Genomic DNA, 24,618 nt, shown 5'->3' with positions numbered 1-24,618 from the left:
AAGACAAATATATATGCAGTAATAATAAAACGCTTGATTTGAGGGGTGAATCAGTTGACAGGTCAAGTAGTTCAGTTTGGACGACACCGCCAACGAAGAAGTTACGCTCGTATTAGTGAAGTATTAGAATTGCCAAATCTTATTGAAATTCAAACCTCTTCATATCAGTGGTTTCTTGATGAGGGTCTTAGAGAAATGTTTAGAGATATTTCTCCAATTGAAGATTTTACAGGTAACCTTTCACTTGAGTTTATTGATTATAGCTTGGGTGAGCCTAAGTACCCTGTAGCAGAATCGAAGGAACGCGATGTTACATATTCTGCTCCACTGCGCGTAAAAGTACGCTTAGTGAATAAAGAAACAGGTGAAGTGAAGGACCAGGATGTATTTATGGGAGATTTCCCGTTAATGACAGAAACAGGTACGTTTGTTATTAACGGTGCTGAGCGAGTAATTGTTTCTCAGCTTGTACGCTCACCTAGTGTTTATTACAGTGGCAAAGTTGATAAAAACGGTAAAAAGGGTTTTACAGCAACTGTAATTCCAAACCGAGGAGCATGGTTAGAATATGAAACTGATGCGAAGGACGTAGTATACGTGCGTATCGATCGTACTCGGAAGTTACCGGTTACGGTTCTTTTGCGTTCGTTAGGGTTTGGGTCTGATCAAGAAATCATCGATTTAATTGGTGATAACGAATATATCCGCAACACCCTTGAAAAAGACAACACCGAAAGTACTGAAAAAGCATTACTAGAAATATATGAACGTCTACGACCAGGTGAACCACCTACAGTAGAAAATGCAAAAAGCCTACTAGAGTCTCGTTTCTTCGATCCGAAGCGTTATGATCTAGCTAGTGTAGGACGCTATAAAATTAACAAGAAGTTGCATTTGAAAAATAGATTATTTAATCAGCGCTTAGCTGAAACACTTGTTGATTCTGAAACTGGTGAAATCATTGCTGAAAAAGGAACTTTGTTAGATCGTAGGACACTAGATCGCATACTTCCTCAGCTAATCGATGGAGCTGGGTTTAAAAGCTTCCATACAGTAGGTGGAGTAATAGAAGAAGAGATTTTACTGCAGTCTATTAAAATTTATGCACCTAGTGATGCAGATGGTGAGCAAGTAATTAATGTGATCGGCAATGCTTATATTGAGGAGTCTGTTAAGAATATTACTCAAGCTGACATTATTGCTTCTATTAGTTACTTCTTTAATCTATTACATCAAGTAGGAGATACGGATGATATTGACCATTTAGGTAATCGTCGTCTTCGCTCGGTTGGAGAATTACTCCAAAATCAATTCCGTATTGGGCTATCAAGAATGGAACGTGTTGTGCGTGAAAGAATGTCTATACAAGATACGAATACAATCACGCCACAACAACTTATTAATATAAGACCTGTTATCGCATCTATAAAAGAATTCTTTGGAAGCTCTCAGCTTTCTCAGTTTATGGATCAAACAAATCCGTTAGCTGAATTAACTCATAAGCGTAGATTATCAGCGCTTGGACCAGGTGGTCTGACCCGTGAACGTGCCGGGTTCGAGGTACGAGATGTTCACTACTCACATTACGGTCGGATGTGTCCTATTGAAACACCAGAGGGTCCGAACATCGGGCTAATCAACTCATTATCATCTTTTGCAAAGGTAAATCGATTTGGTTTTATAGAAACACCATATCGAAAAGTTGATCCTGAAACTGGTAAAGTGTCTAGCAAAATAGATTATCTTACTGCAGATGAAGAAGATAACTATGTAGTTGCACAGGCTAATTCTAGGTTAACAGAAGACGGGACTTTCGTAGATGATGATGTGTTTGCCCGTTTCCGTGGTGAAAATATCGTTGTTAAAAGTGAACGTGCAGACTATATGGATGTATCTCCTAAACAAGTTGTTTCTGCTGCAACAGCTTGTATACCGTTCTTAGAAAACGATGACTCTAACCGTGCATTGATGGGAGCGAACATGCAACGTCAAGCTGTACCGTTGATGCAACCTGAGGCACCAAGAGTTGGTACAGGTATGGAGTACGTATCTGGTAAGGATTCAGGGGCAGCTGTAATTTGTAAACATCCTGGAATAGTAGAGCGTGTTGAAGCGAAAGAGGTTTGGGTAAGAAGGTATGAAGAAGTAGACGGTCAAAAGATCAAAGGTAACCTTGATAAATATCGTTTATTAAAATTTATTCGTTCAAACCAAGGTACATGCTACAACCAACGTCCAATTGTAGCTGTTGGTAATGAAGTGAAAAAGGGAGAAATCCTTGCTGATGGACCTTCGATGGAGTTGGGAGAATTAGCGCTAGGTCGTAATGTACTTGTAGGATTTATGACTTGGGACGGCTATAACTATGAAGATGCGATCATCATGAGTGAACGACTAGTGAAAGATGATGTCTATACTTCAATTCATATCGAAGAATACGAATCAGAGTCACGTGATACAAAGCTTGGACCTGAAGAAATCACTCGTGATATTCCTAATGTTGGTGAAGATGCACTTCGTAACTTAGATGAACGAGGTATTATCCGTATTGGTGCTGAAGTGAAGGATGGAGATCTGTTAGTGGGTAAAGTAACGCCTAAAGGTGTAACGGAGCTTACTGCTGAAGAACGTTTACTCCATGCGATTTTTGGGGAAAAAGCTCGTGAAGTTCGTGATACTTCACTCCGTGTTCCTCATGGAGGAGAAGGAATTATCCTTGATGTAAAGGTGTTTAATCGCGAAGATGGCGATGAATTACCACCTGGAGTTAATCAGCTTGTTCGAGTATATATCGTTCAAAAACGTAAGATTTCTGAAGGTGACAAAATGGCAGGGCGCCACGGAAATAAAGGTGTAATTTCAAGAATTTTACCTGAAGAAGATATGCCATATTTACCAGATGGTACGCCGATTGATATTATGTTAAACCCATTAGGGGTTCCTTCTCGGATGAACATCGGTCAGGTATTAGAATTACATCTTGGGATGGCTGCTAGAAAACTCGGAATACATGTTGCGTCAGCGGTATTTGATGGTGCCCGTGAGGAAGACGTTTGGTCAACATTACAAGAGGCAGGTATGGCTCGTGATGCAAAAACAGTCTTGTATGATGGACGTACGGGAGAGCCATTTGACAATCGTGTATCAGTCGGTGTTATGTATATGATTAAACTAGCGCATATGGTTGATGATAAACTACACGCTCGTTCAACGGGTCCTTATTCACTAGTAACTCAACAACCTTTGGGTGGTAAAGCTCAATTCGGTGGTCAGAGGTTTGGTGAAATGGAGGTTTGGGCCCTTGAAGCATACGGTGCTGCTTATACACTACAAGAGATTCTAACTGTTAAGTCAGATGACGTCGTAGGTCGTGTGAAAACGTATGAATCTATTGTCAAAGGTGAAAATGTACCTGAACCTGGTGTTCCTGAGTCATTTAAAGTATTAATTAAAGAGCTACAAAGTTTAGGTATGGACGTTAAAATGCTCTCTAGCGATGAAAAAGAAATAGAAATGCGTGATACTGAAGATGATGATGATCAACAAAATGCTAGTGTATCTGTAGATGAAGAAGCCCCTGTAGAACAAGAGGTAGACGCAGTGGTGAAAGAATAAGACAAAGATAGTAAAAGCATTACTTTTTTCAAAGGGGATATCCCCTTTGAAATTCTATATTAATACGTGTTCAAAAAAGGACGGCGAAGACATCTTGTGTTAGTTAGTTTAACAGTTGTTCTTCACTAGTTTTTTGAGCATCTAGGTATAATTGAGTTTGGGTGTAAAGGGAAAACCTGAGACTAAAAGGGAGGTAGGCCCCTTGATAGACGTAAATAACTTTGAATATATGAAAATTGGACTCGCTTCACCAGATAAAATTCGCTCTTGGTCATTCGGTGAAGTAAAAAAACCTGAAACGATAAACTATCGTACTCTTAAACCAGAGAAGGACGGTTTATTTTGTGAACGCATATTTGGTCCTACAAAAGATTGGGAATGTCATTGTGGAAAATATAAACGTGTTCGTTATAAAGGTGTAGTTTGTGACCGATGTGGAGTAGAAGTTACGCGTGCTAAAGTTCGTCGTGAACGCATGGGACATATTGAACTCGCTGCACCGGTAACGCACATTTGGTATTTTAAGGGTATTCCAAGTCGCATGGGACTTGTATTAGATATGTCTCCTCGTGCACTAGAAGAGGTAATATATTTTGCGTCTTACGTAGTAACTGAATCAGGGGATACGCCGTTAGACAAGAAACAGTTACTCTCTGAGAAAGAATTTCGTGTGTATCGAGAAAAATATGGGCAAACATTCCAGGCTTCAATGGGAGCAGAAGCGATTAAAAAGCTTCTTCAGGATATTAATTTAGAAAAAGAAGTAGAAAGTTTAAAAGAGGAATTAAAAACAGCACAAGGCCAGCGTCGTACACGTGCAATTAAACGACTTGAAGTGCTTGAGGCATTTAGAAATTCAGGCAATCATCCATCGTGGATGATTTTGGATGTGTTACCTGTTATTCCACCTGAACTTCGTCCAATGGTACAGCTTGATGGTGGAAGATTTGCTACATCAGATTTAAACGATTTATATCGTCGTGTCATTAACAGAAACAATCGCTTGAAGAGATTGTTGGACCTTGGTGCACCTAGCATTATTGTACAAAACGAGAAACGAATGCTGCAAGAAGCTGTTGATGCACTTATAGATAATGGGAGACGTGGAAGACCTGTAACAGGTCCAGGAAATAGACCTCTGAAATCATTATCACATATGTTGAAAGGGAAGCAAGGGCGTTTCCGTCAAAACCTACTTGGAAAACGTGTTGATTACTCAGGGCGTTCTGTAATTGTCGTTGGACCAAATTTAAAAATGTATCAATGTGGTCTACCTAAAGAAATGGCAATAGAGCTTTTTAAACCATTTGTTATGAAAGAGCTAGTAGAAAAAGGTCTTGCTCATAATATTAAAAGTGCCAAACGCAAAATTGAGCGTTTACAGCCAGAAATTTGGGATGTATTAGAATCAGTTATTAAAGAACATCCAGTTTTACTAAATCGAGCACCAACATTGCATAGATTAGGTATTCAAGCATTTGAACCTACTTTGGTAGAAGGTCGAGCAATTCGTCTCCATCCGTTAGTTTGTACAGCATATAATGCTGACTTTGACGGTGACCAGATGGCAGTTCATGTACCTTTATCATCAGAAGCACAAGCTGAGGCACGTCTTCTTATGCTAGCAGCTCAAAATATCTTAAATCCTAAGGACGGAAAACCAGTCGTTACACCATCGCAGGATATGGTTTTAGGTAATTATTATTTAACGATGGAACGCGAAGGAGCCGTTGGAGAAGGAATGATATTTAATGATACTGATGAAGCACTTCTAGCGTATCAAAATGGCTATGTCCATCTTCATACGAGAGTAGCTGTAAATGCAGGTACATTAAATAATCCAAACTTCACGGAAGAACAAAATAATCAATTACTTATAACAACAGTAGGTAAGTTAGTTTTCAATGAAATTTTACCTAAGTCGTTTCCGTACATTAATGAGCCAACCAAGTCTAACTTAGAAGAAAAAACACCAGAGAAGTATTTTATTGAGAAGACGGTTGATGTTAAGGAAGAGATTAAAAAACGTCCAATCATTGATCCGTTCAAGAAGAAAATTCTTGGTAATGTCATTGCTGAAGTGTTTAAACGATTCAAGATCACCGAAACATCCAAAATGCTTGACCGCATGAAAGATTTAGGCTTTAAGTATTCTACAAAGGCTGGTATTACAGTAGGAGTATCAGACATTGTCGTGTTACCTGAAAAACAAGAAATATTAAATCAAGCTCAGAACAAAGTAGATACTGTCATAAAGCAATTCAGGCGCGGACTTATTACAGATGATGAGCGTTTTGATCGAGTGATATCTATTTGGAGCTCAGCTAAGGATGTTATTCAAGGGAAATTAATGGCGTCATTAAATAAGCGTAACCCAATCTTTATGATGAGTGATTCAGGTGCTCGTGGTAACGCATCTAACTTTACTCAGCTTGCAGGGATGCGCGGACTCATGGCCAACCCAGCTGGTAGAATTATTGAATTACCGATTAAATCAAGTTTCCGTGAAGGGCTGAACGTACAAGAGTACTTTATTTCTACACACGGTGCTCGTAAAGGTTTAGCAGATACAGCGTTAAAAACAGCTGACTCTGGATACTTAACTCGTCGTCTAGTTGATGTTGCCCAGGATGTTATTGTACGTGAAGACGACTGCGGCACGGACAGAGGATTGTTTATTCGTTCATTAATGGAAGGTACTGAAGTAATTGAGAAGCTTGAAGAGCGTTTGATTGGTAGATATGCTCGTAAAGCAATTAAACACCCAGAAACTGGGGAAGTGTTTGTTGCAGAAAATGAACAAATTGATGAAGATCTTTCGCGTGTAATAGTTGAGGCGGGTGTAGAAGAAGTTTGGATCCGTTCAGCATTCACATGTAATACTCGTCATGGTGTATGTAAGAAGTGTTATGGACGCAATTTAGCTACTGGCTCGGAAGTTGAAGTTGGGGAAGCTGTTGGTATTATTGCTGCTCAATCAATTGGAGAACCAGGAACACAGTTAACAATGCGTACATTCCATACAGGTGGGGTTGCAGGAGACGATATTACCCAAGGTCTCCCTCGTGTTCAAGAATTATTTGAAGCACGAAATCCAAAAGGTCAAGCGATTATTTCTGAAATCGATGGAACTGTCGTCGAAATCAAAGAAGCGCGTGATAGACAGCATGAAATTGTTATACGAAATGATGTAGAAACAAGAAATTATCTTGCACCATATAACGCAAGGTTGAAAGTAGCGGAAGGTTCGGTCATAGAGCGTGGCCAAGAGCTAACTGAAGGTTCAATCGATCCTAAAGAGTTGTTGAAAGTAAAAGATATGACTGCTGTTCAGGAGTACTTACTCAAAGAAGTTCAACGCGTATACCGTATGCAAGGTGTTGAGATTGGTGATAAACATATCGAAGTAATGGTAAGACAAATGCTTCGTAAAGTACGTGTCCATAATGCTGGTGATACAAATGTGTTACCTGGATCGTTACTAGATATTCACCAATTTACAGATGCAAATGAAAAAGTGCTATTAGAAGGTAAAACACCTGCAACTGGTCGTCCAGTACTATTAGGTATTACGAAAGCGTCATTAGAGACAGATTCTTTCTTATCAGCCGCTTCATTCCAAGAAACAACGCGTGTGTTAACGGATGCAGCTATTAAAGGTAAACGTGATGATTTACTTGGGTTGAAAGAAAATGTAATTATTGGTAAATTGGTTCCTGCTGGTACTGGAATGACACAGTATCGCAAAGCCACACCAGAATTACCATCGATTATTGAAGAAGAAGCTGCAGTAATTGTTGACTGAAGTTTATAGAGGAGTGTTTGTAACCTCCTCTATAAGCAAGTTTTTTTCTTGTTGACATTTGTTGAACAGAATGTTATTATAGCAAAGGTGTTTCAAATAACCTGTTACTTTGGAGGATATTAAAGTTGTCTTATGAAAAAGTATCACAGGCAACAAAGATTATTATAGGTACAAAGCAGACGGTTAAAGCTCTCAAATCGGAAGCTGTGAAAGAAGTGATCGTTGCTGCTGATGCTGATGAACGCATAATTAGTAAAATTATGTATGTAGCTAAAGCGAACGATGTGCCTATTAATAAAGTAGATTCAATGAAGCAGCTAGGTAGAGCTTGTGGAATTGAAGTGGGAGCAGCAACAGTTGCAATTATTTATTAAAACTGTTTTTGTGGAAATGTCATTTTCTACAAAAACTTTGTTTTTGTAAAAAAATGAACCACCTGGATGTGTGGTCTTAGCAACATACGGAAGGAGGAAACAAGATGCCTACTATTAATCAATTAGTACGCAAAGGTCGCGAGACGAAAGTTAAAAAATCAATGTCCCCTGCTTTGAATAAAGGGTACAATAGCTTCAAAAAGTCACAAACTAACGTTTCATCTCCACAAAAACGTGGTGTATGTACACGTGTAGGTACAATGACACCTAAGAAGCCGAACTCAGCACTTCGTAAATATGCTCGTGTTCGTTTAACGAATGGAATTGAAGTTACAGCATATATTCCTGGGATTGGACACAATCTACAAGAACATAGTGTTGTATTAATCCGTGGCGGACGTGTAAAAGACTTACCAGGGGTACGTTATCACATCGTTCGTGGTGCGTTAGATACTGCTGGTGTTGATAACCGCATGCAAAGTCGTTCTAAATATGGAACGAAAAGACCTAAAGCAGCAAAAAAATAACAACATAGTAAGAACAATGACTGAAAGGAGGAATATCAATGCCTCGTAAAGGACCCGTTGCAAAAAGAGACGTGTTACCAGATCCGATTTACAATTCAAAGCTAGTAACACGCTTAATTAATAAAATGATGGTTGATGGAAAAAGAGGAAAGTCTCAAGATATTCTTTACAAATCGTTTGAATTAGTAAAAGAACGTTCTGGTAAAGAAGCTATGGAAGTTTTTGAGCAAGCTCTTAAAAACATCATGCCAGTATTGGAAGTTAAAGCTCGCCGTGTTGGTGGATCTAACTATCAAGTACCAGTTGAGGTGCGCCCTGATCGTCGTACTACATTAGGACTTCGTTGGTTAGTAAACTATGCACGTCTTCGTGGAGAAAGAACGATGGAAGAGCGTTTAGCTAACGAAATTTTAGATGCAGCTAACAATACAGGTGCTGCAGTTAAAAAGCGTGAAGATACGCATAAAATGGCTGAAGCGAATAAAGCATTTGCTCATTATCGTTGGTAATCCAATAAACTGGATCGACCTAATAAAGAGCAATGTGAATCATTATAAGATCTCCATTGACTCTTTGATGGTCAACTAATAATTATAATACGATACTTTATAATGGAAGGAGAAAGACCCAATGGCAAGAGAGTTCTCCTTAGAAAAGACTCGAAATATCGGTATCATGGCACATATTGATGCTGGTAAAACAACAACAACTGAGCGTGTACTTTATTACACTGGTCGTATTCATAAAATCGGTGAAACTCATGAAGGTGCATCTCAAATGGACTGGATGGAGCAAGAACAAGAACGTGGTATTACTATTACTTCTGCTGCGACAACTGCACAGTGGGAAGGTCACCGCGTTAATATCATCGATACACCAGGACACGTAGACTTCACTGTTGAAGTTGAGCGTTCACTTCGTGTACTTGACGGAGCAGTAGCAGTTCTTGATGCTCAATCAGGCGTTGAGCCTCAAACTGAAACAGTTTGGCGTCAGGCGACTACTTACGGAGTTCCCCGAGTGGTGTTCGTTAATAAAATGGACAAAATCGGTGCAGACTTCTTATATTCTCTAAGCACTATTCACGATCGTTTACAAGCCAATGCAGCTGCAATTCAACTACCAATTGGAGCGGAAGATGAATTCCACGGTATTATTGATCTAGTTGAAATGAACGCTGTATTTTACGGGAATGATTTAGGAACTGATATAGAAGTTCGTGAGATTCCTGAAGAGTATAAGGATCAAGCAGAAGAATACCGTGAAAAGTTAGTTGAAGCGGTTGCTGAGCTTGATGAAGAGTTAATGGAAAAATACTTAGGCGGCGAAGAAATTACTAAAGAAGAGCTTAAAGCTGCAATCCGTCAAGGAACAGTTAATGTTGAGTTCTATCCAGTAATTTGTGGATCAGCTTTCAAAAACAAAGGTGTTCAATTAATGCTTGATGCAGTTGTTGATTATCTTCCATCACCATTAGATGTTCCGGCTATCAAAGGTACTCTTCCTGATACTAACGAAGAAGTTACTCGCCCTTCTAGTGACGATGAGCCATTCTCAGCACTTGCATTTAAAGTTATGACAGACCCATTTGTTGGTAAATTAACATTCTTCCGTGTTTACTCTGGAACGTTAGACGCGGGTTCATATGTACAAAACTCAACAAAAGGTAAACGTGAACGTGTAGGTCGTATTTTACAAATGCACGCAAACTCACGTGAAGAGATATCAAAAGTTTATGCTGGTGATATCGCAGCTGCAGTTGGACTAAAAGTTACAACTACAGGTGATACGTTGAGCGAAGAGAAAAATCAAGTTATTCTTGAGTCTATGGAATTCCCAGAGCCGGTAATTTCACTTTCGATCGAACCAAAATCAAAAGCTGACCAAGATAAAATGACAACAGCTCTTCAAAAACTCCAAGAAGAAGATCCAACGTTTAGAGCGCATACTGACCAAGAAACAGGCCAAGTAATTATCGAAGGTATGGGTGAATTACACCTAGACATTCTCGTTGATCGCATGCGTCGTGAGTTCAAGGTAGAAGCAAATGTAGGTGCTCCACAGGTTGCATATCGTGAAACTTTCCGTGCTGCTGCTAAAGTTGAAGGGAAATTCGCGCGTCAATCAGGTGGACGTGGACAATTCGGTCACGTTTGGATCGAGTTCGAACCAAACGAAGAAGGTAAGGGCTTTGAGTTTGAAAATAAAATCGTCGGTGGTGTAGTTCCACGTGAGTACATTCCAGCCGTTGGAGCTGGATTAGAAGATGCAATGGGCAATGGTGTACTTGCTGGGTATCCACTAGTTGATGTGAAAGCTGCTCTTGTAGATGGTTCTTATCATGATGTTGACTCATCTGAGATGGCCTTTAAAATCGCAGCATCTATGGCATTGAAAAATGCGATCTCTAAATGTAACCCAGTCATCCTTGAACCTATTATGAAGGTTGAAGTTGTAATGCCTGATGAGTACTTAGGAGACATCATGGGTGACGTTACATCACGTCGTGGTCGCGTTGAAGGTATGGAAGCTCGCGGTAACGCACAGGTCGTTCGTGCGATGGTTCCATTATCTGAAATGTTTGGGTATGCTACTGCATTGCGTTCTAATACGCAAGGACGTGGTACATTCTCAATGCACTTTGATCACTACGAAGAAGTACCAAAAGCAATTTCAGAAGAAATTATTAAGAAAAATAAAGGTGAATAATTGATTTATTCCATTTATTAAAGTATAACTACTTATGTAAGAAAGAAAGTAGTTCAAGATAGCAACTACTATCTTATATAAATTATGATATGTATATTAAGGAGGATAAATTATAATGGGTAAAGAAAAATTCGATCGTTCCAAAACACATGCGAATATCGGTACAATTGGTCACGTTGACCACGGTAAAACAACTTTAACTGCTGCAATAACAACTGTTCTTGCTAAAAAAGGTGGAGCAGAGGCACAAGCATATGATCAAATTGATGCAGCGCCAGAAGAGCGTGAGCGTGGAATCACAATCTCTACTGCACACGTTGAGTACGAAACTGACAGTCGTCACTATGCACACGTGGACTGCCCGGGACATGCTGACTATGTTAAAAATATGATCACTGGTGCGGCGCAAATGGATGGAGCTATCCTAGTTGTTTCAGCTTCTGATGGTCCAATGCCACAAACTCGTGAGCACATCCTTCTTTCTCGTCAGGTTGGTGTACCTTACATCGTTGTTTTCTTAAACAAATGTGATATGGTAGATGACGAAGAATTACTAGAATTAGTAGAAATGGAAGTACGTGACTTATTATCTGAGTATGACTTCCCTGGTGATGACATTCCTGTTATCCAAGGTTCAGCTCTTAAAGCTCTTGAAGGAGACGCTGCATACGAAGAAAAAATTCTTGAGTTAATGGCTGCAGTTGATGACTACATCCCAACTCCAGAGCGTGACACTGAAAAAGATTTCATGATGCCAGTTGAGGATGTATTCTCAATCACTGGTCGTGGTACAGTTGCTACTGGTCGTGTAGACCGCGGTAAATTAAATGTTGGTGATGAAATCGAAATCATCGGTTTAGCTGAAGAGTCAAGCAAAACTACAGTTACTGGTGTAGAAATGTTCCGTAAGCTTCTTGATTATGCTGAAGCTGGAGACAACATTGGTGCATTACTTCGTGGTGTATCACGTGAAGACATTGAGCGTGGGCAAGTTTTAGCTAAGCCTGGTTCAATTACTCCACACCAAAAATTTAAAGCTGAAGTTTACGTATTATCAAAAGAAGAAGGTGGACGTCATACTCCATTCTTCACAAACTACCGTCCTCAGTTCTACTTCCGTACAACTGATGTAACTGGTATCGTTAATCTTCCAGAAGGCGTAGAAATGGTTATGCCTGGAGATAACATTGAAATGACAGTTGAGCTTATCGCTCCTATCGCACTTGAAGAAGGTACTAAATTCTCTATTCGTGAGGGTGGACGTACTGTAGGTGCTGGAGTAGTAGCTACTATCACTGAGTAATAATAGAAAAGAAGCAGGTTTGCGTTTATACGTAGACCTGTTTTTTTATGGAATGGCACTTCGTCAAGCAACTTGAAGAACAAAAAGGCCCCTAAAAGAGCATTAACAAAAACTGCTAACAGTATGTTGTACTAGAGTAATTGAAAAGAGACTGTAAGGCGTGTATACTAAGTCGTGGGTTAAAAAAATTGATAGATTAAAATTTGCTATTGCATTAGGTGCAATTTTTTTATATAATAGTGAATGTTGGTCTTTGACTGCGATGATGTGGAAGGTTGCTGACACACCCGGCCGCTTTGCCATGGCGAGTGTGGGGAAATTTCCACGGAGAATGTCTATTAAATAAAATAGGCGATAAAGGAGGGAAAATAATGGCAAAAGAAAAAATTCGTATTCGATTAAAAGCTTACGATCACCGAATTCTTGATCAATCTGCAGAAAAAATCGTAGCAACAGCTAAGCGATCAGGTGCAAATGTCTCTGGTCCGATTCCGTTACCAACTGAAAAGTCTGTTTATACGATTCTTCGTGCTGTTCATAAGTATAAAGATTCTCGTGAGCAATTTGAAATGCGTACACATAAACGCTTAATTGATATCGTAAATCCTACTCCAAAAACAGTAGATTCACTAATGCGTTTAGACTTGCCGTCAGGTGTAGACATTGAAATTAAACTATAATAAATAATAAGTTAGATAACAGGAGGTGTGACGAATGACCAAAGGAATCTTAGGTAGAAAGATTGGTATGACACAAGTGTTCGTTGGAGATGTACTTGTACCAGTTACTGTAGTTGAGGCTTCACCTAACGTAGTTCTTCAGAAGAAAACTGAAGCAACAGATGGTTATGAAGCTATACAACTTGGTTTTGATAACAAGCGTGAAAAGCTTGCTAACAAACCAGCTAAAGGACATGTTGCAAAAGCGGATACTACGCCTAAGCGCTTCATCCGTGAATTCCGCGGGCTGAACGTTGAGGAATATGAAGTTGGTCAGGAAGTCAAAGTTGACGTCTTCTCTGAAGGCGATGTAGTAGATGTTACAGGTATTTCAAAGGGTAAAGGATTCCAAGGTGCAATTAAGCGCCACGGACAATCACGCGGCCCTATGTCACACGGTTCGCGCTATCACCGTCGTCCTGGTTCAATGGGACCTGTTGATCCAAACCGTGTATTCAAAGGAAAGCTTTTACCTGGACGTATGGGTGGAGAACGTATAACTGTTCAAAACTTAGAAGTTGTAAAAATTGATGCTGAACGTAACATTTTACTTATTAAAGGTAATGTCCCAGGACCAAAAAAAGGTCTTGTAACTATTAATAGTGCGGTTAAGGCACAGTAATTTTTGTAAGAAAGGAGGAATATACCAATGCCTAAAGTAACATTATATAGCCAAAATGGTTCTACAGTAGGTGAAGTAGAGCTTAATGAATCTGTATTTGGTATTGAGCCTAACAAGAGTGTATTATTCGATGCAGTTATTATGCAAAGAGCTTCCTTAAGACAAGGAACTCACAAAGTAAAAGGTCGTTCTGAAGTACGTGGCGGTGGACGTAAACCTTGGCGTCAAAAAGGTACTGGACGTGCTCGTCAAGGATCAATTCGTTCTCCACAATGGCGTGGTGGTGGAATAGTATTCGGACCTACACCTAGAAGCTACAGCTATAAGCTACCTAAGAAGGTACGTCGCTTAGCACTTAAATCAGCACTATCAACAAAAGTGCTTGAAAATGATATCGTTGTATTAGAGAGCCTAGCATTTGAAGCTCCTAAAACAAAAGAAATGGTAAACATTTTAAACAGTCTTTCTGCAGATCGCAAAGCGTTAATCGTAACTGCTGATCAAAATGAGTTCGTGACTCTTTCAGCGCGTAATATTCCTGGAGTAACAGTTATATCTGCTACAGGTGTGAACGTACTGGACTTATTAAACCACGATAAACTTGTGATCACTAAAGATGCGGTGGAAAAAGTAGAGGAGGTGCTTGCGTAATGAAAGAACCTCGTGATATTATTAAGCGCCCCGTTATTACAGAACGTTCTACAGATTTAATGGAAGAGAAAAAATATACGTTTGACGTTGATGTGAAAGCTAATAAAACTGAAGTCAAGGATGCTGTTGAGGCAATTTTTGATGTGAAAGTAGAAAAAGTAAACATCATGAACTACAAAGGTAAGTTCAAGCGTATGGGTCGTCATAGTGGTTATACTAATCGTCGCAGAAAAGCAATCGTGAAGTTAACTGCTGATAGCAAAGAAATCGAACTTTTTGAAGTATAAGTTTACTAGTGAAGGAGGGAAATAGAGATGGCGATTAAAAAGTATAAACCTACCTCAAACGGTCGTCGTGGTATGTCGGTATCTGATTTTGCAGAAATCACTACTGATACTCCCGAGAAGTCGTTATTGGCTCCTTTGAATAAAAAGGGTGGACGTAACAACCAAGGTAGATTAACAGTACGTCATCAAGGTGGCGGTCATAAGCGTCAATACCGCATCATTGATTTTAAACGCGACAAAGATGGTATACCAGGACGCGTTGCTACAATCGAATATGATCCAAATAGATCAGCTAATATTGCGTTAATAAACTATGTTGATGGTGAAAAGCGTTATATTCTAGCTCCGAAAAATTTAGAAGTGGGCATGGAAATCATGTCTGGTCCAGAAGCGGATATTAAAGTGGGTAATGCATTACCGTTAGTTAATATTCCTGTTGGTACAGTTATTCATAACATTGAACTTAAACCAGGTAGAGGTGGACAATTAGTACGTTCAGCTGGAACATCTGCTCAAGTTCTTGGTAAAGAAGGAAAATACGTTTTAGTACGTTTAACTTCAGGTGAAGTTCGTATGGTATTAGCTGCTTGCCGTGCTTCTATTGGTCAAGTTGGTAATGAACAACACGAACTTATTAATATCGGTAAAGCAGGTCGTTCTCGTTGGTTAGGTAAACGCCCAACTGTACGTGGATCTGTAATGAACCCGGTTGATCACCCACATGGTGGTGGTGAAGGTAGAGCTCCTATCGGACGTAAGTCACCAATGACACCTTGGGGTAAACCAACACTCGGTTATAAAACGCGCAAGAAAAATAAGAAGTCAGATAAATTCATCGTGCGTCGTCGTAAAAAATAACGGGGTTGTGCTACGGTTCACAGGAACCGTATGCCAATCGCGAAGGGAGGTTCACATATGGGACGCAGCTTAAAAAAAGGACCTTTTGTAGATGATCATTTAATGAAAAAAATCGAGGGCTTAAATGAAACCGATGGTAAGCGTGTGGTTAAAACATGGTCTCGTCGTTCAACGATTTTCCCTCAATTTATTGGTCATACAATTGCAGTTTATGATGGTCGAAAACATGTGCCTGTATATATAAGTGAAGACATGGTTGGTCACAAGCTTGGAGAGTTTGCACCAACTCGTACGTATAAAGGTCACGCTAGTGATGACAAGAAAACAAGACGTTAAGAGAGGAGGCATCCTAAATGCAAGCAAAAGCTGTTGCAAGAACAGTTCGAATTGCGCCTCGTAAAGCTCGCTTAGTAGCGGACTTAATTCGAGGAAAGCAAATTGGTGAAGCATTAGCAGTTTTACGCTTAACAAACAAAGCGGCTTCTCCAATAGTAGAAAAAGTATTAAAATCAGCTGTTGCAAACGCAGAACACAACTATGAGATGGATGTTAATAATTTAGTTGTTGAAGAAGCGTATGTGAACGAAGGCCCGACTATGAAACGTTTTCGCCCTCGTGCAATGGGACGTGCTAGTCAAATTAATAAACGTACGAGCCACATTACTGTAGTGGTATCAGAAAAGAAGGAGGGATAATCAGTGGGACAAAAAGTAAATCCAGTCGGTTTGCGTATAGGAGTCATCCGTGATTGGGAATCAAAGTGGTATGCTGATAAGGACTATGCAGACTTGTTGCATGAAGACCTTAAGGTTCGTGAATACATTACTAAAAGATTAAGTGACTCTGCTGTATCAAAAGTGGAAATTGAACGCGCGGCTAACCGTGTAAATATTTCAGTTCACACTGCAAAACCAGGAATGGTTATTGGTAAAGGTGGATCAGAAGTTGAAGCACTTCGTAAAGCGTTAAATGCGTTAACAGGTAAACGTGTCCACCTTAATATCGTAGAAATCAAGAGAGCTGATTTAGACGCTAAATTAGTAGCAGACAATATTGCTCGTCAATTAGAAAACCGTGTGTCCTTCCGTCGTGTGCAAAAGCAAGCAATTCAACGTGCTTTACGCGCTGGAGCAAAAGGGATCAAAACAATGGTATCTGGACGCTTAGGTGGTGCAGATATCGCTCGTGCAGAATATTACAGTGAGGGAACAGTTCCACTTCATACACTCCGTGCTGACATAGATTACGGTACAGCTGAAGCTGATACTACTTATGGTAAATTAGGCGTTAAAGTATGGATTTATCGTGGAGAGGTCCTTCCTACAAAGAAGAATAAAAAGGAAGGAGGAAAATAATCATGTTAATGCCAAAACGCGTTAAGTATCGTCGCGAACACCGCGGGAAAATGCGCGGTCGTGCAAAAGGCGGCACTGAAGTAAACTTCGGTGAGTTCGGCTTACAAGCGCTAGAAGCGTCTTGGATTACTAACCGCCAAATCGAGGCTGCTCGTATTGCGATGACACGTTATATGAAACGTGGCGGTAAAGTATGGATTAAAATATTCCCATCCAAGCCATATACAGCTAAACCTTTAGAAGTCCGAATGGGTTCCGGTAAGGGTGCTCCAGAGGGCTGGGTTGCTGTTGTAAAACCAGGTAAGATTATGTTTGAAATATCAGGTGTACCTGAAGAGGTAGCACGTGAAGCACTTCGTCTTGCATCACATAAACTTCCAGTAAAATGTAAGTTTGTAAAACGAGAAGAAATTGGTGGTGAATCTAATGAAAGCTAATGAAATTCGTGACCTTACCACTGCCGAAATTGAACAAAAAGTTAAGTCTTTAAAAGAAGAGTTATTCAATTTGCGTTTCCAGCTAGCGACTGGACAACTTGAAAATACAGCTCGTATACGCGAAGTACGTAAATCGATCGCTCGTATGAAAACTGTGATACGTGAAAGAGAGATCGGTGTGAATAATCGATAAATGAGGGGAGGTTTACTTAAATGAGTGAACGCAACCAACGTAAAGTATATACAGGTCGTGTTGTATCTGACAAAATGGATAAAACAATTACTGTATTAGTTGAAACATACAAAACTCATTCGCTATATGGTAAACGTGTTAAGTATTCGAAGAAATTCAAAGCACATGATGAGCAAAATGTTGCAAAAGTTGGCGATGTAGTTAAAGTAATGGAAACACGTCCACTATCTGCAACAAAACGTTTCCGTTTATTAGAAGTAGTTGAAAAAGCGGTAATTATATAATACAAGGTCGGATGAATTTTATATCCGAAGGGAGGTTTCGTGAATGATTCAACAAGAATCTCGGTTGAAAGTTGCTGATAATTCTGGGGCTCGTGAAGTGTTAACGATTAAAGTTCTAGGTGGCTCTGGACGTAAATATGCAAATATTGGTGATGTAATTGTTTGTACAGTGAAACAAGCAACACCAGGAGGCGTTGTCAAAAAAGGTGAAGTAGTTAGGGCTGTTGTTGTACGTTCAAAAAAAGGAGCGCGACGCCCAGACGGTTCATACATCCGTTTTGACGAAAATGCATGCGTGATTATCCGTGACGATAAAAGTCCACGTGGTACTCGTATTTTTGGGCCGGTAGCTCGTGAATTACGTGATAGCAACTTCATGAAAATTGTATCATTAGCTCCTGAAGTTCTTTAATTTGAAAAATGAAATGCCTTATCAAGGAGGTGCAGATAAGATGCATGTAAAAAAAGGTGATAAAGTACTTGTGATTTCAGGTAAGGATAAAGGTAAACAAGGAGTTATCCTTGCTGCATTCCCAAAGAAAAGTAGAGTTCTTGTGGAAGGTGTGAATATTGTGAAGAAGCATTCTAAACCTTCACAAGCTAATCCCCAAGGTGGGATTAACAGCCAAGAGGCACCTATCCATGTATCAAATGTTATGCCATTAGATCCAAAGTCGGGTGAACCTACGCGTGTTGGACATAAGCAAGTTGATGGCAAAAACGTACGCTATGCAAAAAAATCTGGTGAATTATTAGATAAATAATTAGTTGTAGAAAGGAGGTACTATTATGAACCGCCTAAAGGAAAAATATCAAAAAGAAATTACTCCTAGTGTTATGAGTAAGTTCAGTTATAAATCAGTTATGCAAACACCTCAACTTGAAAAAATAGTTGTAAATATGGGTGTTGGAGATGCAGTTGCAAATTCAAAGGCATTAGATAATGCTGTTGAAGAATTAACAACAATAACTGGTCAAAAGCCTGTAGTTACAAAAGCAAAGAAATCTATCGCTGGTTTCCGTCTTCGTGAAGGAATGCCAATTGGTGCGAAAGTAACTTTACGCGGTGAGCGTATGTATGAATTTTTAGATAAACTAGTGTCTGTTGCACTTCCACGTGTACGTGACTTCCGTGGTGTATCTAAAAAATCATTCGATGGTCGTGGTAACTATACATTAGGGATTAAAGAACAATTGATTTTCCCTGAAATTGAATATGATAAAGTTTCGAAAGTTCGTGGTATGGATATCGTTATCGTAACCACTGCAAATACTGATGAAGAAGCTCGTGAATTATTAACTCAAATGGGTATGCCGTTCCAAAAGTAATCAGTGCCATCTAAATATAAGGAGGCGAAAATGTGGCTAAAAAATCAATGGTCGTAAAACAAAAACGTGATCAAAAGTTTAAAGTGCGCGAGTACACACGTTGTGAACGATGTGGTCGTCCTCATTCAGTGCTAAGAAAATTTAAACTTTGCCGTATTTGTTTCCGTGAATTAGCATATAAGGGACATATCCCAGGTGTAAAAAAAGCAAGTTGGTAAAACCCAGATATGGGAAGGAGGTAAAAATATTATGGTGATGACAGATCCTATTGCAGATTTGCTTACTCGTATTCGCAATGCGAACATGGTACGTCACGACAAATTAGAGGTTCCTGCTTCAAACATGAAGAAAGATATCGCTGATATTTTAAAACGTGAAGGTTTTGTTCGTGATGTGGAATTTATTGAAGATAACAAACAAGGTATTCTCCGTATTTTCTTAAAGTATGGTGCAAATAATGAACGTGTAATTACTGGATTAAAACGTATTAGTAAACCTGGTTTACGCGTATACGCTAAAGCTGATGAGGTACCTCGTGTACTTAACGGTTTAGGTATTGCGATTGTGTCTACTTCTCAAGGTGTGTTAAGTGACAAAGAAGCTCGTCAAAAGCAAACAGGCGGAGAAGTACTAGCTTACGTTTGGTAAAAAGTTTTTTTAGAATGGAGGTGTAATTTATGTCACGCGTTGGTAAAAAACCAATTCTTATCCCTACAGGTGTAACAGTAACTGAGGAAAACAAAAACGTTATTGTTAAAGGACCGAAGGGTGAATTAACTCGTACAATCCATGCAGATATGGAATTAACAATAGAAGAGAACGCTGTAACAGTTGTTCGACCATCTGATTCAAAAGAGCACCGCTCATTACATGGAACGACTCGTAGCGTACTTGCTAATATGGTTGAAGGTGTTTCTAAGGGCTATGAAAGAGGACTAGAATTGATCGGGGTAGGTTACCGTGCACAAAAGCAAGGTAAAAAGCTAATCCTAAATGTTGGTTACTCTCATCCTGTTGAAATCGAACCTGAAGCAGGGATCGAAATAGATGTGCCTGCGAATACAAAAATTGTTATTAAAGGTACTGATAAAGAACGTGTTGGAGCTTTAGCTGCTAACATTCGTGATGTACGTCCACCAGAGCCTTATAAAGGTAAAGGAATTCGTTATGAAGGCGAATATGTACGTCGTAAGGAAGGTAAGACTGGTAAGTAATACCGCCTAGTGTATAAGAAAGGAGTGGCATAGTATGATTACAAAACCTGATAAGAATGCAGTTCGTAAAAAAAGACACGGACGTGTTCGTGCGAAAATTTCAGGAACAGCTGTACGCCCGCGTTTGAATGTGTTTCGTTCTAGCAAACACATATATGCGCAAGTAATCGATGATGTGAATGGTGTTACACTTGCAAGTGCATCTACTTTAGATAAAGAATTAAGCATTGAGTCAACAGGTAATGTTGACGCAGCGCAAAAAGTTGGCGAGTTAGTTGCTAAACGCGCGTCAGAAAAAGGTATTAAAGAAGTGGTTTTTGATCGTGGAGGATACCTATTCCATGGACGTATTAAAGCGTTAGCTGATTCAGCTCGTGAAAATGGCTTAGAATTTTAATTGTCAAAGGAGGGATACAGATGGTCCGTGTTGATCCAAGTAAACTAGAACTTGAAGAACGTGTTGTTACCGTAAACCGCGTAGCAAAGGTAGTGAAAGGTGGACGTCGTTTCCGTTTTGCTGCACTTGTTGTTGTTGGTGATAAAAACGGTCACGTTGGTTTTGGAACTGGTAAAGCTCAAGAGGTTCCAGAAGCTATTCGTAAAGCTATAGAAGATGCTAAGAAAAATCTTGTTACTGTACCTATGGTTGGTACAACAATTCCACATGAAGTTATCGGACGATTTGGCGCTGGAGAAATCTTGTTAAAGCCTGCTTCTGAAGGTACTGGAGTTATCGCAGGAGGTCCTGTACGTGCAGTATTAGAGTTAGCTGGTGTACATGACATCCTATCAAAATCTTTAGGTTCAAATACACCTATTAACATGATTCGTGCTACAATTAGTGGTATTCAGGATATGAAACGCGCTGAAGACGTTGCAAAGTTGCGTGGAAAATCAGTTGAAGAATTGTTAGGATAAGGGGGGAAATGAAATGTCAAAGAAATTAGCTATCACCCTCACAAGAAGTGTTATTGGCCGTTCTAAAGATCAAAAAGTTACTGTTCAAACTTTAGGTTTGAAAAAAATGCATCAAACGGTCGTACATGAAGATAATGCTGCAATTCGCGGCATGGTAAACAAAGTTGCACATTTAGTTACGGTAAAAGAACAATAATTTTAACATGAGTAAATAAGGAGGTGCCCTGATGAAACTTCATGAACTTAAACCAGCTGAAGGGTCTCGTAAAACTCGTAATCGTGTAGGACGTGGTATTGCTACTGGTAATGGTAAAACATCTGGTAGAGGCCAAAAAGGTCAAAAGTCTCGTTCTGGCGGTGGCGTACGTCCAGGATTCGAGGGTGGTCAAACACCTTTGTTTCAACGACTACCTAAACGTGGTTTTACGAACATTAACCGAAAAGAGTATGCGGTCGTTAATCTTGAAACATTAAACCGTTTTGAAGATGGTACGGAAGTAACACCTGAATTATTAATTGAAACAGGTGTAGTAAGTAAGCTTAAATCGGGTTTGAAAGTCCTTGCAAAAGGAAAAGTTGAGAAAAAGCTTACTGTTAAAGCTCACAAATTCTCTTCTGCTGCAAAAGAAGCAATTGAAGCTGCAGGCGGTAAAACTGAGGTGATTTAATGTTCCGAACAATCTCCAATTTTATGCGCGTTGGTGATATAAGAAAGAAAATAATATTCACCTTGTTAATGCTAGTTGTGTTTAGAATAGGGACGTTTATTCCTGTTCCCAACATCAATGCTGAAGTACTACAGGTTACAGGAGAAAACAATCTATTTGGAGTATTGAATACATTTGGTGGAGGAGCATTACAGAACTTTTCCATCTTTGCAATGGGAATTATGCCTTATATCACTGCTTCCATTATCATTCAATTACTTCAAATGGATGTTGTTCCAAAGTTTACTGAATGGTCAAAACAAGGTGAGGTTGGTCGTCGTAAATTAGCTCAGTTTACCCGCTACGGCACAATAGTTCTTGGATTTATTCAAGCTATTGGTATGTCCATTGGCTTTAACACTATGTCGAACGGGGCTTTAATTGAGAATCCTGGCATTCCAACTTATTTGTTAATAGCATTAGTATTGACGGCTGGAACTGCCTTTTTAATGTGGTTAGGTGAACAAATAACAGCTCACGGTGTTGGTAATGGAATTTCCATCCTCATCTTTGCTGGGATTGTGGCAGGCATTCCTAATATCGCTAACCAAGTGTATGCAACACAATTTGAAGGTGCTGGAGAACAGCTATTCTTACGTATCGTTACGGTAGTATTATTACTACTCGCGATCGTTGCAATCGTCGTTGGTGTTATTTTCATCCAACAAGCATTTCGAAAAATTCCAATTCAATATGCAAAACGCTTAGTGGGTCGTAGTCCAGTTGGAGGACAATCTACTCATTTACCTTTAAAAGTAAATGCTGCGGGTGTAATACCTGTTATCTTTGCAGTATCGTTTATTATTACACCACCAACAATTGCATCTTTCTTTGGACAAAACGATGTTACTATGTGGATTGAAAATACATTCAGGTATACCGAACCTGTTGGTATGACAATATATGTTGCATTAATTATTGCATTTACCTATTTCTATACGTTTGTTCAAGTTAATCCTGAGCAAATGGCAGAAAACCTTAAAAAACAAGGTGGGTATATTCCTGGAATTCGTCCAGGGATAAATACGCAAGAATATGTAACTCGGATACTATATCGTCTTACATTTGTAGGTTCTATTTTCTTAGCTGCAATTTCTGTTCTTCCTATTATTTTTATTAAATTTACAAGCCTTCCGGAATCAGTACAAATTGGTGGAACAAGCTTGCTCATCGTTGTTGGTGTTGCACTTGAGACAATGAAACAGCTTGAAAGCCAACTTGTAAAACGTCATTACAAAGGATTTATTAAGTCATGAGGTTTTGGGGTTCTCCCATTTCCTCATTGTTAGATGAGGGTGAACACATATGAATCTCGTATTAATGGGGCTCCCTGGTGCTGGTAAAGGTACGCAGGCAGAGCAAATTGTTAGCAAGTATAATATTCCTCACATATCAACAGGAGATATGTTCCGTGCTGCTATAAGTGAAGGAACTGAATTAGGCTTAAAAGCAAAGGCTTTTATGGATGAGGGCAAACTTGTTCCTGATGAAGTTACAATAGGTATTGTTCGTGAAAGATTAGGTAAAAATGATTGTAAAAATGGCTTCCTGTTAGATGGTTTCCCTCGAACAGTCGCTCAAGCAGAGGCGTTAGAACAATTGCTACATGCCATGAACAGTACGATAGATTTTGTTATCAATATAAATGTTGATAAATCTATACTATTAGATCGTTTAACAGGTAGAAGAATTTGCAAGAACTGTGGTTCCACATATCATCTAGTATTTAATCCACCACAACAAGAGGGCGTTTGCGACAAGTGTGGAGGAGAATTATATCAACGTGCTGATGATAATGAGGCTACTGTAGAAACTCGCCTAGAGGTAAACATTAAACAGTCAGAGCCTTTATTAAATTTCTATAAGCAAAAAGGTTATTTACAAAACATTGATGGACAACAAGCAATTGATAAAGTATTTGTAGATATAGATAAATTGCTTGGAGGCATATCTAAATGATTATTTGTAAGACCCCACGTGAGATAGAAATAATGCGTGAAGCAGGCCGTATCGTTGCTTTGACTCACAAGGAATTACAGAAACATATTAAACCTGGTATTACTACTAAGCAATTGGATACAATTGCTGAAGAGTTTATTCGGAAACATGATGCAATACCATCATTTAAGGGGTATAATGGTTTTCGCGGGAGTATATGTGCTTCAGTCAACGAAGAGTTAGTTCACGGTATTCCTGGTGATCGTGTCTTAAAAGATGGAGACATCATCAGCATAGACATTGGGGCTAAATACAATGGATATCACGGTGATTCTGCTTGGACATATCCAGTCGGGAATATTACTGAAGAAACACAGAGGCTCTTAGATGTGACTGAGAATTCATTATATGAGGGTTTAAAAGAAGCTAAGTCTCATGTAAGGTTATCAAACATCTCTCATGCGATCCAAACGTATGCTGAAGAAAATAATTTCTCAGTCGTTCGTGAGTATGTAGGCCACGGTGTTGGTCAAGATTTGCATGAAGATCCTCAAATACCACATTATGGTCCACCAAATAAAGGGCCGCGATTGAAACCAGGGATGGTATTGGCGATTGAGCCGATGATAAATGCAGGTAGTCGATATGTAAAAACGCTAGCAGATGACTGGACAGTTGTAACGGTTGATGGTAAAATGTGTGCACATTTTGAGCATACGATTGTTATTACAGAGACTGGTTATGAAATTTTAACAAAAGCCTAAGTGAAGGTG

General features: G+C 39.4%; 32 protein-coding genes. All 32 read left to right on the top strand.

Annotated elements, in window-relative coordinates:
* The first annotated feature begins 54 nt into the window (after positions 1 to 54).
* The 32 genes from rpoB (at position 55) to map (ending at position 24,609) form a co-directional block, all read left to right on the top strand.
* Entirely contained in the window at positions 55 to 3,615 is a 3,561-nt protein-coding gene (rpoB, locus tag V1503_RS09770; protein ID WP_410626590.1) for a DNA-directed RNA polymerase subunit beta, read from the top strand.
* A 202-nt stretch (positions 3,616 to 3,817) separates the two neighbouring features.
* On the top strand, positions 3,818 to 7,420 hold the full coding sequence (gene rpoC, locus V1503_RS09765) for a DNA-directed RNA polymerase subunit beta' (protein ID WP_320259561.1): 3,603 nt from the start codon (positions 3,818 to 3,820) through the stop codon (positions 7,418 to 7,420).
* Between the two features lie 125 nt (positions 7,421 to 7,545).
* Positions 7,546 to 7,794 carry a 50S ribosomal protein L7ae-like protein gene (locus V1503_RS09760; RefSeq protein ID WP_410626587.1) on the top strand — a complete coding sequence of 83 codons (249 nt, stop codon included), beginning with the start codon at positions 7,546 to 7,548 and terminating at the stop codon, positions 7,792 to 7,794.
* A 104-nt stretch (positions 7,795 to 7,898) separates the two neighbouring features.
* Positions 7,899 to 8,321, top strand: a complete 423-nt coding sequence (gene rpsL / locus V1503_RS09755) for a 30S ribosomal protein S12 (protein ID WP_320211095.1) — start codon at positions 7,899 to 7,901, stop codon at positions 8,319 to 8,321.
* Between the two features lie 38 nt (positions 8,322 to 8,359).
* Positions 8,360 to 8,830, top strand: a complete 471-nt coding sequence (gene rpsG / locus V1503_RS09750) for a 30S ribosomal protein S7 (protein WP_214483859.1) — start codon at positions 8,360 to 8,362, stop codon at positions 8,828 to 8,830.
* A 121-nt stretch (positions 8,831 to 8,951) separates the two neighbouring features.
* On the top strand, positions 8,952 to 11,030 hold the full coding sequence (gene fusA, locus V1503_RS09745; protein ID WP_214483858.1) for an elongation factor G: 2,079 nt from the start codon (positions 8,952 to 8,954) through the stop codon (positions 11,028 to 11,030).
* Positions 11,031 to 11,145: 115 nt separating this feature from the next.
* Positions 11,146 to 12,333, top strand: a complete 1,188-nt coding sequence (tuf, locus tag V1503_RS09740) for an elongation factor Tu (protein ID WP_410626584.1) — start codon at positions 11,146 to 11,148, stop codon at positions 12,331 to 12,333.
* Between the two features lie 160 nt (positions 12,334 to 12,493).
* Positions 12,494 to 12,679 carry a hypothetical protein gene (locus V1503_RS09735; protein ID WP_320211092.1) on the top strand — a complete coding sequence of 62 codons (186 nt, stop codon included), beginning with the start codon at positions 12,494 to 12,496 and terminating at the stop codon, positions 12,677 to 12,679.
* Positions 12,680 to 12,704: 25 nt separating this feature from the next.
* Entirely contained in the window at positions 12,705 to 13,013 is a 309-nt protein-coding gene (gene rpsJ / locus V1503_RS09730; protein ID WP_214483856.1) for a 30S ribosomal protein S10, read from the top strand.
* 34 nt (positions 13,014 to 13,047) lie between these two features.
* A complete protein-coding gene (rplC, locus tag V1503_RS09725; RefSeq protein ID WP_214483855.1) occupies positions 13,048 to 13,674 on the top strand; it encodes a 50S ribosomal protein L3 in 627 nt (208 codons plus the stop codon).
* A 27-nt stretch (positions 13,675 to 13,701) separates the two neighbouring features.
* The gene (rplD, locus tag V1503_RS09720) at positions 13,702 to 14,325 is read left to right on the top strand and encodes a 50S ribosomal protein L4 (RefSeq protein ID WP_410626580.1); all 624 of its coding nucleotides are present in this window, start codon (positions 13,702 to 13,704) and stop codon (positions 14,323 to 14,325) included.
* Positions 14,325 to 14,612 (top strand): 50S ribosomal protein L23, encoded by a 288-nt coding sequence (gene rplW / locus V1503_RS09715; RefSeq protein ID WP_214483853.1) that lies wholly within the window; start codon positions 14,325 to 14,327, stop codon positions 14,610 to 14,612. Before rplD ends, rplW begins: the two co-directional genes overlap by 1 nt.
* Before the next feature lie 27 nt (positions 14,613 to 14,639).
* Positions 14,640 to 15,470: a 50S ribosomal protein L2 gene (gene rplB, locus V1503_RS09710; protein ID WP_214483852.1), complete on the top strand. Its 831-nt coding sequence runs from the start codon at positions 14,640 to 14,642 to the stop codon at positions 15,468 to 15,470.
* Positions 15,471 to 15,527: 57 nt separating this feature from the next.
* Positions 15,528 to 15,806 (top strand): 30S ribosomal protein S19, encoded by a 279-nt coding sequence (rpsS, locus tag V1503_RS09705; protein WP_214483851.1) that lies wholly within the window; start codon positions 15,528 to 15,530, stop codon positions 15,804 to 15,806.
* A 17-nt stretch (positions 15,807 to 15,823) separates the two neighbouring features.
* On the top strand, positions 15,824 to 16,165 hold the full coding sequence (rplV, locus tag V1503_RS09700) for a 50S ribosomal protein L22 (protein ID WP_214483850.1): 342 nt from the start codon (positions 15,824 to 15,826) through the stop codon (positions 16,163 to 16,165).
* A 3-nt stretch (positions 16,166 to 16,168) separates the two neighbouring features.
* A complete protein-coding gene (gene rpsC, locus V1503_RS09695) occupies positions 16,169 to 16,825 on the top strand; it encodes a 30S ribosomal protein S3 (RefSeq protein ID WP_214483849.1) in 657 nt (218 codons plus the stop codon).
* A 2-nt stretch (positions 16,826 to 16,827) separates the two neighbouring features.
* Entirely contained in the window at positions 16,828 to 17,262 is a 435-nt protein-coding gene (rplP, locus tag V1503_RS09690; protein ID WP_214483848.1) for a 50S ribosomal protein L16, read from the top strand.
* Positions 17,252 to 17,455, top strand: a complete 204-nt coding sequence (gene rpmC / locus V1503_RS09685; protein WP_214483847.1) for a 50S ribosomal protein L29 — start codon at positions 17,252 to 17,254, stop codon at positions 17,453 to 17,455. The genes rplP and rpmC overlap by 11 nt, the downstream gene beginning before the upstream one ends.
* A gap of 20 nt (positions 17,456 to 17,475) precedes the next feature.
* Positions 17,476 to 17,739 (top strand): 30S ribosomal protein S17, encoded by a 264-nt coding sequence (gene rpsQ, locus V1503_RS09680; protein WP_410626574.1) that lies wholly within the window; start codon positions 17,476 to 17,478, stop codon positions 17,737 to 17,739.
* Positions 17,740 to 17,782: 43 nt separating this feature from the next.
* Positions 17,783 to 18,151 carry a 50S ribosomal protein L14 gene (gene rplN / locus V1503_RS09675; RefSeq protein ID WP_214483845.1) on the top strand — a complete coding sequence of 123 codons (369 nt, stop codon included), beginning with the start codon at positions 17,783 to 17,785 and terminating at the stop codon, positions 18,149 to 18,151.
* Positions 18,152 to 18,191: 40 nt separating this feature from the next.
* Positions 18,192 to 18,503, top strand: coding sequence for a 50S ribosomal protein L24 (gene rplX / locus V1503_RS09670; RefSeq protein WP_214483844.1), 312 nt, complete (start codon positions 18,192 to 18,194; stop codon positions 18,501 to 18,503).
* Between the two features lie 25 nt (positions 18,504 to 18,528).
* Positions 18,529 to 19,068: a 50S ribosomal protein L5 gene (gene rplE / locus V1503_RS09665; protein ID WP_214483843.1), complete on the top strand. Its 540-nt coding sequence runs from the start codon at positions 18,529 to 18,531 to the stop codon at positions 19,066 to 19,068.
* Positions 19,069 to 19,100: 32 nt separating this feature from the next.
* Positions 19,101 to 19,286 (top strand): type Z 30S ribosomal protein S14, encoded by a 186-nt coding sequence (locus V1503_RS09660; RefSeq protein ID WP_214483842.1) that lies wholly within the window; start codon positions 19,101 to 19,103, stop codon positions 19,284 to 19,286.
* A gap of 31 nt (positions 19,287 to 19,317) precedes the next feature.
* Positions 19,318 to 19,716, top strand: a complete 399-nt coding sequence (rpsH, locus tag V1503_RS09655; protein WP_214483841.1) for a 30S ribosomal protein S8 — start codon at positions 19,318 to 19,320, stop codon at positions 19,714 to 19,716.
* 29 nt (positions 19,717 to 19,745) lie between these two features.
* Positions 19,746 to 20,282 (top strand): 50S ribosomal protein L6, encoded by a 537-nt coding sequence (rplF, locus tag V1503_RS09650; protein WP_410626570.1) that lies wholly within the window; start codon positions 19,746 to 19,748, stop codon positions 20,280 to 20,282.
* Positions 20,283 to 20,316: 34 nt separating this feature from the next.
* On the top strand, positions 20,317 to 20,679 hold the full coding sequence (gene rplR, locus V1503_RS09645) for a 50S ribosomal protein L18 (RefSeq protein WP_214483839.1): 363 nt from the start codon (positions 20,317 to 20,319) through the stop codon (positions 20,677 to 20,679).
* 20 nt (positions 20,680 to 20,699) lie between these two features.
* Positions 20,700 to 21,200 (top strand): 30S ribosomal protein S5, encoded by a 501-nt coding sequence (gene rpsE / locus V1503_RS09640; RefSeq protein WP_214483838.1) that lies wholly within the window; start codon positions 20,700 to 20,702, stop codon positions 21,198 to 21,200.
* A gap of 13 nt (positions 21,201 to 21,213) precedes the next feature.
* Positions 21,214 to 21,396, top strand: coding sequence for a 50S ribosomal protein L30 (gene rpmD / locus V1503_RS09635; protein ID WP_214483837.1), 183 nt, complete (start codon positions 21,214 to 21,216; stop codon positions 21,394 to 21,396).
* Positions 21,397 to 21,427: 31 nt separating this feature from the next.
* Positions 21,428 to 21,868: a 50S ribosomal protein L15 gene (rplO, locus tag V1503_RS09630; RefSeq protein WP_214483836.1), complete on the top strand. Its 441-nt coding sequence runs from the start codon at positions 21,428 to 21,430 to the stop codon at positions 21,866 to 21,868.
* Positions 21,868 to 23,163, top strand: a complete 1,296-nt coding sequence (gene secY, locus V1503_RS09625; protein ID WP_214483835.1) for a preprotein translocase subunit SecY — start codon at positions 21,868 to 21,870, stop codon at positions 23,161 to 23,163. Before rplO ends, secY begins: the two co-directional genes overlap by 1 nt.
* 49 nt (positions 23,164 to 23,212) lie before the next feature.
* Complete coding sequence (locus V1503_RS09620; protein WP_320259553.1) at positions 23,213 to 23,866, top strand: adenylate kinase; 654 nt, start codon at positions 23,213 to 23,215, stop codon at positions 23,864 to 23,866.
* The gene (gene map, locus V1503_RS09615; protein ID WP_320211084.1) at positions 23,863 to 24,609 is read left to right on the top strand and encodes a type I methionyl aminopeptidase; all 747 of its coding nucleotides are present in this window, start codon (positions 23,863 to 23,865) and stop codon (positions 24,607 to 24,609) included. The genes V1503_RS09620 and map overlap by 4 nt, the downstream gene beginning before the upstream one ends.
* Positions 24,610 to 24,618: the final 9 nt, after the last annotated feature.

Origin of the sequence: Nanhaiella sioensis (assembly GCF_046557775.1) — a bacterium.
GTDB classification, from domain to species: Bacteria; Bacillota; Bacilli; order Bacillales; family SM2101; genus Nanhaiella; species Nanhaiella sioensis.
The sequence above is the reverse complement of the archived record's forward strand: the minus strand, read 5'-3'. Positions and strand labels throughout refer to the sequence as shown.

Coding starts and splice junctions, on each gene's coding strand:
- rpsL (WP_320211095.1), top strand. CDS start 7,899: ATGCCTACTATTAATCAATTAGTACGCAAAGGTCGCGAGACGAAAGTT.
- rpsG (WP_214483859.1), top strand. CDS start 8,360: ATGCCTCGTAAAGGACCCGTTGCAAAAAGAGACGTGTTACCAGATCCG.
- fusA (WP_214483858.1), top strand. CDS start 8,952: ATGGCAAGAGAGTTCTCCTTAGAAAAGACTCGAAATATCGGTATCATG.
- tuf (WP_410626584.1), top strand. CDS start 11,146: ATGGGTAAAGAAAAATTCGATCGTTCCAAAACACATGCGAATATCGGT.
- rpsJ (WP_214483856.1), top strand. CDS start 12,705: ATGGCAAAAGAAAAAATTCGTATTCGATTAAAAGCTTACGATCACCGA.
- rplC (WP_214483855.1), top strand. CDS start 13,048: ATGACCAAAGGAATCTTAGGTAGAAAGATTGGTATGACACAAGTGTTC.
- rplD (WP_410626580.1), top strand. CDS start 13,702: ATGCCTAAAGTAACATTATATAGCCAAAATGGTTCTACAGTAGGTGAA.
- rplW (WP_214483853.1), top strand. CDS start 14,325: ATGAAAGAACCTCGTGATATTATTAAGCGCCCCGTTATTACAGAACGT.
- rplB (WP_214483852.1), top strand. CDS start 14,640: ATGGCGATTAAAAAGTATAAACCTACCTCAAACGGTCGTCGTGGTATG.
- rpsS (WP_214483851.1), top strand. CDS start 15,528: ATGGGACGCAGCTTAAAAAAAGGACCTTTTGTAGATGATCATTTAATG.
- rplV (WP_214483850.1), top strand. CDS start 15,824: ATGCAAGCAAAAGCTGTTGCAAGAACAGTTCGAATTGCGCCTCGTAAA.
- rplP (WP_214483848.1), top strand. CDS start 16,828: ATGTTAATGCCAAAACGCGTTAAGTATCGTCGCGAACACCGCGGGAAA.
- rpmC (WP_214483847.1), top strand. CDS start 17,252: ATGAAAGCTAATGAAATTCGTGACCTTACCACTGCCGAAATTGAACAA.
- rpsQ (WP_410626574.1), top strand. CDS start 17,476: ATGAGTGAACGCAACCAACGTAAAGTATATACAGGTCGTGTTGTATCT.
- rplN (WP_214483845.1), top strand. CDS start 17,783: ATGATTCAACAAGAATCTCGGTTGAAAGTTGCTGATAATTCTGGGGCT.
- rplX (WP_214483844.1), top strand. CDS start 18,192: ATGCATGTAAAAAAAGGTGATAAAGTACTTGTGATTTCAGGTAAGGAT.
- rplE (WP_214483843.1), top strand. CDS start 18,529: ATGAACCGCCTAAAGGAAAAATATCAAAAAGAAATTACTCCTAGTGTT.
- rpsH (WP_214483841.1), top strand. CDS start 19,318: ATGGTGATGACAGATCCTATTGCAGATTTGCTTACTCGTATTCGCAAT.
- rplF (WP_410626570.1), top strand. CDS start 19,746: ATGTCACGCGTTGGTAAAAAACCAATTCTTATCCCTACAGGTGTAACA.
- rplR (WP_214483839.1), top strand. CDS start 20,317: ATGATTACAAAACCTGATAAGAATGCAGTTCGTAAAAAAAGACACGGA.
- rpsE (WP_214483838.1), top strand. CDS start 20,700: ATGGTCCGTGTTGATCCAAGTAAACTAGAACTTGAAGAACGTGTTGTT.
- rpmD (WP_214483837.1), top strand. CDS start 21,214: ATGTCAAAGAAATTAGCTATCACCCTCACAAGAAGTGTTATTGGCCGT.
- rplO (WP_214483836.1), top strand. CDS start 21,428: ATGAAACTTCATGAACTTAAACCAGCTGAAGGGTCTCGTAAAACTCGT.
- secY (WP_214483835.1), top strand. CDS start 21,868: ATGTTCCGAACAATCTCCAATTTTATGCGCGTTGGTGATATAAGAAAG.
- V1503_RS09620 (WP_320259553.1), top strand. CDS start 23,213: ATGAATCTCGTATTAATGGGGCTCCCTGGTGCTGGTAAAGGTACGCAG.
- map (WP_320211084.1), top strand. CDS start 23,863: ATGATTATTTGTAAGACCCCACGTGAGATAGAAATAATGCGTGAAGCA.